The organism is Vibrio sp. 2132-1, assembly GCF_033344315.1.
On sequence record NZ_JAWPON010000036.1, the window covers coordinates 1 to 7094 of the forward strand.

Annotated in this window: 7 protein-coding genes and 3 pseudogenes; 3 read left to right on the top strand and 7 right to left on the bottom strand. The window is 58.1% G+C overall.

Annotation, left to right across the window (positions count from 1 at the left end):
• Positions 1 to 211: hypothetical protein (locus R8N47_RS22975; RefSeq protein WP_206926156.1), on the top strand; the 211-nt coding region annotated here is incomplete at its 5' end.
• On the opposite strand, the gene R8N47_RS22980 is transcribed toward R8N47_RS22975, so the two are convergent.
• Positions 183 to 1013, bottom strand: a complete 831-nt coding sequence (locus R8N47_RS22980) for an APH(6)-I family aminoglycoside O-phosphotransferase (RefSeq protein WP_001391758.1) — start codon at positions 1011 to 1013, stop codon at positions 183 to 185. The genes R8N47_RS22975 and R8N47_RS22980 overlap by 29 nt on opposite strands.
• Before the next feature lie 57 nt (positions 1014 to 1070).
• Positions 1071 to 1367, bottom strand: a pseudogene (locus R8N47_RS22985) (MerR family DNA-binding protein); the annotation flags it as partial.
• On the opposite strand from R8N47_RS22985, the pseudogene R8N47_RS22990 reads away from it, so the two are divergent.
• A pseudogene (locus tag R8N47_RS22990) lies at positions 1362 to 1496 on the top strand (relaxase); the annotation flags it as partial. The pseudogenes R8N47_RS22985 and R8N47_RS22990 overlap by 6 nt on opposite strands.
• Positions 1497 to 1527: 31 nt before the next feature.
• Here the strand turns inward: R8N47_RS22990 and tetR(A) are convergent.
• Positions 1528 to 2178 (bottom strand): tetracycline resistance transcriptional repressor TetR(A), encoded by a 651-nt coding sequence (gene tetR(A) / locus R8N47_RS22995; protein WP_000164043.1) that lies wholly within the window; start codon positions 2176 to 2178, stop codon positions 1528 to 1530.
• A 105-nt stretch (positions 2179 to 2283) separates the two neighbouring features.
• Here tetR(A) and tet(A) point away from each other — a divergent pair, with 105 nt between their 5' ends.
• The gene (gene tet(A), locus R8N47_RS23000) at positions 2284 to 3483 is read left to right on the top strand and encodes a tetracycline efflux MFS transporter Tet(A) (RefSeq protein ID WP_001973670.1); all 1200 of its coding nucleotides are present in this window, start codon (positions 2284 to 2286) and stop codon (positions 3481 to 3483) included.
• Positions 3484 to 3514: 31 nt separating this feature from the next.
• Here tet(A) and R8N47_RS23005 read toward each other — a convergent pair.
• The 4 genes and pseudogenes from R8N47_RS23005 to sul2 form a co-directional block, all read right to left on the bottom strand.
• Positions 3515 to 4030: pseudogene (locus R8N47_RS23005) on the bottom strand (DMT family transporter); the annotation flags it as partial.
• Between the two features lie 107 nt (positions 4031 to 4137).
• Complete coding sequence (locus R8N47_RS23010; RefSeq protein WP_000480968.1) at positions 4138 to 4974, bottom strand: aminoglycoside O-phosphotransferase APH(6)-Id; 837 nt, start codon at positions 4972 to 4974, stop codon at positions 4138 to 4140.
• Positions 4974 to 5777 (bottom strand): aminoglycoside O-phosphotransferase APH(3'')-Ib, encoded by an 804-nt coding sequence (gene aph(3'')-Ib / locus R8N47_RS23015; protein WP_077202330.1) that lies wholly within the window; start codon positions 5775 to 5777, stop codon positions 4974 to 4976. Before aph(3'')-Ib ends, R8N47_RS23010 begins: the two co-directional genes overlap by 1 nt.
• Before the next feature lie 60 nt (positions 5778 to 5837).
• On the bottom strand, positions 5838 to 6653 hold the full coding sequence (gene sul2, locus R8N47_RS23020; protein WP_001043260.1) for a sulfonamide-resistant dihydropteroate synthase Sul2: 816 nt from the start codon (positions 6651 to 6653) through the stop codon (positions 5838 to 5840).
• Positions 6654 to 7094: the final 441 nt, after the last annotated feature.

Here is a 7094-nt window from a genome sequence, read left to right on the forward strand (position 1 = left end):
GGTTGATGAAGTACTGCCTGAACAACCCATGCGTCAGTGGGTGTTGAGCTTCCCGTTTCAGCTGCGTTTCCTGTTTGGGGTCGTTTGCGGGAAGGGGCGGAATCCTACGCTAAGGCTTTGGCCAGCGATATTCTCCGGTGAGATTGATGTGTTCCCAGGGGATAGGAGAAGTCGCTTGATATCTAGTATGACGTCTGTCGCACCTGCTTGATCGCGGCCGCGATAGCTAGATCGCGTTGCTCCTCTTCTCCATCCGCGTTCCAAGCTGCGGAAAGGCACCCATAAGCGTACGCCTGGTCGAGCAGGCGACGCGGATCGACGTCCAGCGCACGAGAGAATGCGTCCGCCATCTGTGCAATGCGTCTAGGATCGAGACAAAGGTCGTCTCTGTCAGCCGGATCGTAGAACATATTGGCGGCGCCAAAGCCCACTTCACCGACCAGACCGACGGGATCTATCACCAGCCAGCCGCGACTGGAGAACATGATGTTTTCATGATGCAGATCGCCATGTAGCCCACGCAGTTCCGAGGCATTGCTCATCATTTGATCGGCTATAATCGCCGCGTGGACGTAGTCAGTTTGACAACCTGCGTTTTGATCATCGCGCGCCCGCTGAAACAAAGCTGCAAAGCGATCCCGGATCGGGAGAAGGGCAGAAGGCAGGGGTTCCTCAGATGCGGCATACAGCTTCGCCATTAGTTCCGCTGCAATTTCGGTCGCCTGGTAGTCGCCGTGCTCGGCAACGATGTGAGAGAGCATTCGCTCCCCGGCATATTCGAGCAACATCAGATTGTTCTCACGACCGAGCAACCGGACTGCTCCCCTCCCATTGCGCCATACCAGATAGTCGGCCCCGCGCAGTTCATCAGCAATGTCTTCTATAGGTTTCAATCCCTTGACGATTGCAGGAGTCCCGTCTGGCAATGAAACTTTCCAAACGAGGCTGGAAAAGGTGTCCGCAATGAGAACAGGTTGCGAAACGTGCCAATGAGCAGGAAAAACAGGCGGCATGAAGGGGTCGTCTCAGAAAACGGAAAATAAAGCACGCTAAGGCGTAACTACCCTCGGCTACACCGCGTCGGCACCACGCGGCTCTTTCTCCCCTTGCAGCGAAGCAATCAGCGGGCAAGAAACGTTCCCTTGCCGCGCATGGCAGGCGAACACAAGTTCGGATAGCACGGTTTCCATGCGCGCCAGGTCGGTCATTTTTTCGCGCACGTCCTGAAGCTTGTGCTCGGCCAGGCTGCTGGCTTCCTCGCAGTGGGTGCCGTCATCCAGCCTCAGCAGCTCTGCGATCTCGTCGAGGCTGAATCCGAGCCGCTGGGCTGATTTCACGAAGCGCACCCGCGTCACATCCGCCTCGCCAGAGAGGCCGAGCGCGGCCGTGAGGCTTGGACGCTAGGGCAGGGCATGAAAAAGCCCGTAGCGGGCTGCTACGGGCGTCTGACGCGGTGGAAAGGGGGAGGGGATGTTGTCTACATGGCTCTGCTGTAGTGAGTGGGTTGCGCTCCGGCAGCGGTCCTGATCAATCGTCACCCTTTCTCGGTCCTTCAACGTTCCTGACAACGAGCCTCCTTTTCGCCAATCCATCGACAATCACCGCGAGTCCCTGCTCGAACGCTGCGTCCGGACCGGCTTCGTCGAAGGCGTCTATCGCGGCCCGCAACAGCGGCGAGAGCGGAGCCTGTTCAACGGTGCCGCCGCGCTCGCCGGCATCGCTGTCGCCGGCCTGCTCCTCAAGCACGGCCCCAACAGTGAAGTAGCTGATTGTCATCAGCGCATTGACGGCGTCCCCGGCCGAAAAACCCGCCTCGCAGAGGAAGCGAAGCTGCGCGTCGGCCGTTTCCATCTGCGGTGCGCCCGGTCGCGTGCCGGCATGGATGCGCGCGCCATCGCGGTAGGCGAGCAGCGCCTGCCTGAAGCTGCGGGCATTCCCGATCAGAAATGAGCGCCAGTCGTCGTCGGCTCTCGGCACCGAATGCGTATGATTCTCCGCCAGCATGGCTTCGGCCAGTGCGTCGAGCAGCGCCCGCTTGTTCCTGAAGTGCCAGTAAAGCGCCGGCTGCTGAACCCCCAACCGTTCCGCCAGTTTGCGTGTCGTCAGACCGTCTACGCCGACCTCGTTCAACAGGTCCAGGGCGGCACGGATCACTGTATTCGGCTGCAACTTTGTCATGCTTGACACTTTATCACTGATAAACATAATATGTCCACCAACTTATCAGTGATAAAGAATCCGCGCGTTCAATCGGACCAGCGGAGGCTGGTCCGGAGGCCAGACGTGAAACCCAACAGACCCCTGATCGTAATTCTGAGCACTGTCGCGCTCGACGCTGTCGGCATCGGCCTGATTATGCCGGTGCTGCCGGGCCTCCTGCGCGATCTGGTTCACTCGAACGACGTCACCGCCCACTATGGCATTCTGCTGGCGCTGTATGCGTTGGTGCAATTTGCCTGCGCACCTGTGCTGGGCGCGCTGTCGGATCGTTTCGGGCGGCGGCCAATCTTGCTCGTCTCGCTGGCCGGCGCCACTGTCGACTACGCCATCATGGCGACAGCGCCTTTCCTTTGGGTTCTCTATATCGGGCGGATCGTGGCCGGCATCACCGGGGCGACTGGGGCGGTAGCCGGCGCTTATATTGCCGATATCACTGATGGCGATGAGCGCGCGCGGCACTTCGGCTTCATGAGCGCCTGTTTCGGGTTCGGGATGGTCGCGGGACCTGTGCTCGGTGGGCTGATGGGCGGTTTCTCCCCCCACGCTCCGTTCTTCGCCGCGGCAGCCTTGAACGGCCTCAATTTCCTGACGGGCTGTTTCCTTTTGCCGGAGTCGCACAAAGGCGAACGCCGGCCGTTACGCCGGGAGGCTCTCAACCCGCTCGCTTCGTTCCGGTGGGCCCGGGGCATGACCGTCGTCGCCGCCCTGATGGCGGTCTTCTTCATCATGCAACTTGTCGGACAGGTGCCGGCCGCGCTTTGGGTCATTTTCGGCGAGGATCGCTTTCACTGGGACGCGACCACGATCGGCATTTCGCTTGCCGCATTTGGCATTCTGCATTCACTCGCCCAGGCAATGATCACCGGCCCTGTAGCCGCCCGGCTCGGCGAAAGGCGGGCACTCATGCTCGGAATGATTGCCGACGGCACAGGCTACATCCTGCTTGCCTTCGCGACACGGGGATGGATGGCGTTCCCGATCATGGTCCTGCTTGCTTCGGGTGGCATCGGAATGCCGGCGCTGCAAACAATGTTGTCCAGGCAGGTGGATGAGGAACGTCAGGGGCAGCTGCAAGGCTCACTGGCGGCGCTCACCAGCCTGACCTCGATCGTCGGACCCCTCCTCTTCACGGCGATCTATGCGGCTTCTATAACAACGTGGAACGGGTGGGCATGGATTGCAGGCGCTGCCCTCTACTTGCTCTGCCTGCCGGCGCTGCGTCGCGGGCTTTGGAGCGGCGCAGGGCAACGAGCCGATCGCTGATCGTGGAAACGATAGGCCTATGCCATGCGGGTCAAGGCGACTTCCGGCAAGCTATACGCGCCCTAGGAGTGCGGTTGGAACGTTGGCCCAGCCAGATACTCCCGATCACGAGCAGGACGCCGATGATTTGAAGCGCACTCAGCGTCTGATCCAAGAACAACCATCCTAGCAACACGGCGGTCCCCGGGCTGAGAAAGCCCAGTAAGGAAACAACTGTAGGTTCGAGTCGCGAGATCCCCCGGAACCAAAGCAAGTAGGTTAAACCCGCTCCGATCAGGCCGAGCCACGCCAGGCCGAGAACATTGGTTCCTGTAGGCATCGGGATTGGCGGATCAAACACTAAAGCTACTGGAACGAGCAGAAGTCCTCCGGCCGCCAGTTGCCAGGCGGTAAAGGTGAGCAGAGGCACGGGAGGTTGCCACTTGCGGGTCAGCACGGTTCCGAACGCCATGGAAACCGCCCCCGCCAGGCCCGCTGCGACGCCGACAGGATCTAGCGCTGCGTTTGGTGTCAACACCAACAGCGCCACGCCCGCAGTTCCGCAAATAGGGGTCGTTTGCGGGAGAGGGCGAAATCCTACGCTAAGGCTTTGGCCAACGATATTCTCCGGTAAGATTGATGTGTTCCCAGGGGATAGGAGAAGTCGCTTGATATCTAGTATGACGTCTGTCGCACCTGCTTGATCGCGGCCGCGATAGCTAGATCGCGTTGCTCCTCTTCTCCATCCGCGTTCCAAGCTGCGGAAAGGCACCCATAAGCGTACGCCTGGTCGAGCAGGCGACGCGGATCGACGTCCAGCGCACGAGAGAATGCGTCCGCCATCTGTGCAATGCGTCTAGGATCGAGACAAAGGTCGTCTCTGTCAGCCGGATCGTAGAACATATTGGCGGCGCCAAAGCCCACTTCACCGACCAGACCGACGGGATCTATCACCAGCCAGCCGCGACTGGAGAACATGATGTTTTCATGATGCAGATCGCCATGTAGCCCACGCAGTTCCGAGGCATTGCTCATCATTTGATCGGCTATAATCGCCGCGTGGACGTAGTCAGTTTGACAACCTGCGTTTTGATCATCGCGCGCCCGCTGAAACAAAGCTGCAAAGCGATCCCGGATCGGGAGAAGGGCAGAAGGCAGGGGTTCCTCAGATGCGGCATACAGCTTCGCCATTAGTTCCGCTGCAATTTCGGTCGCCTGGTAGTCGCCGTGCTCGGCAACGATGTGAGAGAGCATTCGCTCCCCGGCATATTCGAGCAACATCAGATTGTTCTCACGACCGAGCAACCGGACTGCTCCCCTCCCATTGCGCCATACCAGATAGTCGGCCCCGCGCAGTTCATCAGCAATGTCTTCTATAGGTTTCAATCCCTTGACGATTGCAGGAGTCCCGTCTGGCAATGAAACTTTCCAAACGAGGCTGGAAAAGGTGTCCGCAATGAGAACAGGTTGCGAAACGTGCCAATGAGCAGGAAAAACAGGCGGCATGAACATCAACCCCAAGTCAGAGGGTCCAATCGCAGATAGAAGGCAAGGCGTTCGCGGTCGGGGGCTTCGATCCCCAATACATTGAATAGGACAGCGAAGGCGCGCTCTGCTTCATCTGGCGCTGCCCAGTTCTCTTCGGCGTTAGCAATCATGAGTGCCAAATCGGCATAGCGATCTGCTGTTCCGAGCCGCCCAAGGTCGATCAGACCCGTGCATTGAAGAGTTTTAGGGTCCACCATGAAGTTCGGCATGCAGGGATCACCATGGCAAACAACCATATCGGTGCGCTCTTGGTCGAGCCGCACCGGTAGCTCTCGTTCGACACGAGCCAAAAGATCGAGCTGCGGCGTACTCTTGTCCTCGTCCGGTAAGAAGTCGGGATTGACGGCATTGCGGGACACCACATCAACGGCGCGTCCGAACATTCGCGACAGCCTGCGCTCAAACGGACATTGATCAACCGATAGGCTGTGAACAGCGCCAAGTTGCTGCCCCATTGACGGCCACGCTTTGAGCAAATCCGCTCCAGACAGATCAGCCGCCGGTACTCCCGGAATTGCCGTTATCACCAAGCATGCACCCTCCTGTTCCTCCTGCCAGTTGATCACCTCGGGGCAAGCCACACCTCGACCTTTGAGCCAAATGAGGCGGTCACGCTCTCCAGCGAGCTCACCGCGGCAGGAAGCAGGTGCGATTTTCGCGAAGGCATGCCCGTCACCACGTCGAAAAACAAAATCACCAGATTCTCCGCCTCTGACAGGCAACCAGTCAGAATGCGATTCACCAAAAAAAATATTAGTTCGATTCAATGGAGGTTCCTTCAGTTTTCTGATGAAGCGCGAATATAGAGAAATATCCCGAATGTGCAGTTAACGAATTCTTGCGGTTTCTTTCAGCGCCGCCAATACCGCCAGCCCGTCGCGCAAGGGGCGCGGCTCGTGTGTGCGGATGAAGTCAGCTCCACCTGCGGCGGCGGCAAGCTCTGCAGCGAGTGTCGCGGCCCCGACATCCCCCGGACCACGGCCTGTGAGCGCGCGCAGAAAGGATTTGCGCGAAACAGACAGAAGCACCGGCAAATCGAAGCGCAGCCGCAATTCATCGAACCGCGCCAGCACCGAGAGCGAGGTTTCGGGAGCAGCCCCCAGAAAAAACCCCATGCCGGGATCAAGGACAAGGCGGTTGCGTTTGATACCGGCACCCGTCAGCGCCGCGATGCGCGCGTCAAAGAACGCCGCAATGTGATCCATGATGTCGCCAGCGGGTGCCTCGCGCCGATCTGCCTGCCCGTCTTGCACCGAATGCATAACGACGAGTTTGGCAGATGATTTCGCCAATTGCGGATAGAACGCAGCGTCTGGAAAACCGCGAATATCATTGAGATAGGCTACACCACGCGACAAGGCATAGGCTTGCGTCGCGGGTTGATAACTGTCGAGCGAGACGGGAATGCCATCTGCCTTGAGCGCGTCCAGCACCGGCGCGATACGCGCGATTTCTGTGTCGGACGAAACAGGCGCGGCGTCGGGATTGCTGGATGCCGGACCGAGGTCGATCACATCTGCCCCCTCGGCCATCAGCTTACGCGCCTGCGCAATGGCTGCGTCTGGCGCCAGATACCGGCCTCCATCGGAGAAACTGTCCGAGGTTATGTTGACGATGCCGAAAATGATGAGCGATTTATTCATGGGGGCTTCTATAATAATAATAATCGAGCATGAGTCTCATACGGATGCTCGGGTCGAAAGGGAATCCCCAGGCGAGTAACCTGTTTGCGGTGATCCATTAGCTGCAGGAGCAGAATAGCATACATCTGGAAGCAAAGCCAGGAAAGCGGCCTATGGAGCTGTGCGGCAGCGCTCAGTAGGCAATTTTTCAAAATATTGTTAAGCCTTTTCTGAGCATGGTATTTTTCATGGTATTACCAATTAGCAGGAAAATAAGCCATTGAATATAAAAGATAAAAATGTCTTGTTTACAATAGAGTGGGATACAGACACGCTTGATATGTTTGGAGATGGGGTTCTAGGGATTTTCCCCTCTAAAAAGACTTAATCCTCTGTAGACCACACCAATAAATGGCTGCGGAGGTGGGTTACTACTTATAAGTGTGGCAAATTAGGTAAATA

Excerpts from the sequence above, each read along its gene's own strand:
- R8N47_RS23010 (WP_000480968.1), bottom strand. The coding sequence starts at position 4,974 with ATGTTCATGCCGCCTGTTTTTCCTGCTCATTGGCACGTTTCGCAACCT.
- R8N47_RS22980 (WP_001391758.1), bottom strand. The coding sequence starts at position 1,013 with ATGCCGCCTGTTTTTCCTGCTCATTGGCACGTTTCGCAACCTGTTCTC.
- sul2 (WP_001043260.1), bottom strand. The coding sequence starts at position 6,653 with ATGAATAAATCGCTCATCATTTTCGGCATCGTCAACATAACCTCGGAC.